At 64.0% G+C, this 1,395-nt stretch carries 2 protein-coding genes; both read left to right on the forward strand.

The annotated features are described in order from the left end of the window. A partial coding sequence (locus IV091_RS17410; RefSeq protein WP_293470577.1) for a PrpF domain-containing protein occupies positions 1-753 on the forward strand: 753 nt, incomplete at its 5' end. Positions 754-796: 43 nt separating this feature from the next. Further along, on the forward strand, positions 797-1,395 hold a 599-nt coding region (locus IV091_RS17415; RefSeq protein WP_293470580.1), incomplete at its 3' end, for an amidohydrolase family protein.

Genomic DNA, 1,395 nt, shown 5'->3' on the forward strand with positions numbered 1-1,395 from the left:
GTGCTGACGCTCAACACCGACATGCAGTGCGACGTGACGGTGCAAACCCAGGGCGGCGAGGTCCAGTACGAGGGCGACGCGCGCATCGACGGCGCGCCCGGCACCTCGGCGCCTATCACCATCAACTTTCTCGACACCGCCGGCTCGGTGTGTTCCGGCCTGCTGCCCACCGGCCAGGTCAAAGACAGCATCACCGTGACCGGCGAGGGCTTTGAGCCCTTCACGCTGGACGTGACCTGTATTGACAACGGCATGCCGCTGGTGCTGTTCAAGGCCAGCGACCTGGGCCGCACTGGCTATGAAAGCGTGGCTGAACTGAACGCCGACACCGAACTCAAGCAGCGCATCGAGGCGCTGCGGCTGCAGGTGTCGCTCAAGATGGGCCTGGGCGATGTCAGCAAAAAGAACTACCCCAAGATGACGCTGATTGCCGCGCCACGCGATGGCGGCAGCCTGACCACCCGCAGCTTCATTCCGCATGTCTGCCACGACGCGATTGGCGTGCTGGCGGCCGTGACCGTGGGCACGGCCTGCGTGCTCAAGGGCTCGGTCTGCGACGGCGTGGCCGTGATGCAGCCCGGGGCCACCCAGCATGTGTCGGTGGAACACCCCACGGGCGAGTTCAGCGTGGCGCTGGAAACCGACCCGGCCAACCCGCAAAGCGTGACCCGCGCCGCGCTGCTGCGCACCGCGCGCCTGCTGATGCGCGGCGAGGCGATGGTGCCGCGCTCGGTGTGGACGCCCAAGCAGTAACCCATCAGAAACAACAAACAGGAGAACTCCCATGAAGCAAGCCATGATCATTGACTGCCACGGCCACTACACCACGGCCCCCAAGGCGCTGGAAAACTGGCGCAACCAGCAGATCGCCGGCATCAAGGACCCGGTGATGATGCCCAAGGTGTCGGACCTGAAAATCAGCGACGACGAACTGCGCGAATCGATAGAGAACAACCAGCTGCGCCTGATGAAGGAGCGCGGCTCCGACCTGACCATCTTCAGCCCGCGCGCCAGCTTCATGGCGCACCACATCGGCGACTTCAATGTGTCCGCGACCTGGGCCGCCATCTGCAACGAACTGTGCTTTCGCATCAGCCAGCTGTTTCCCGACAACTTCACGCCCGCCGCCATGCTGCCCCAGTCGCCCGGCGTGGACCCGGCCACCTGCATTCCCGAGCTCGAAAAATGCGTCAGGGAATACGGCAATGTCGGCATCAACCTGAACCCCGATCCGTCGGGCGGCCACTGGACCAGCCCGCCGCTGAGTGACAAGCACTGGTATCCGATCTATGAAAAGATGGTCGAGCACGACATTCCGGCCATGATCCATGTGTCCACCAGCTGCAACGCCTGCTTTCACACCACCGGCGCGCATTACCTGAACGCCGACACCAC

The sequence above is a fragment of the Polaromonas sp. genome (genome assembly GCF_018780625.1).
GTDB lineage: Bacteria > Pseudomonadota > Gammaproteobacteria > Burkholderiales > Burkholderiaceae_C > Polaromonas.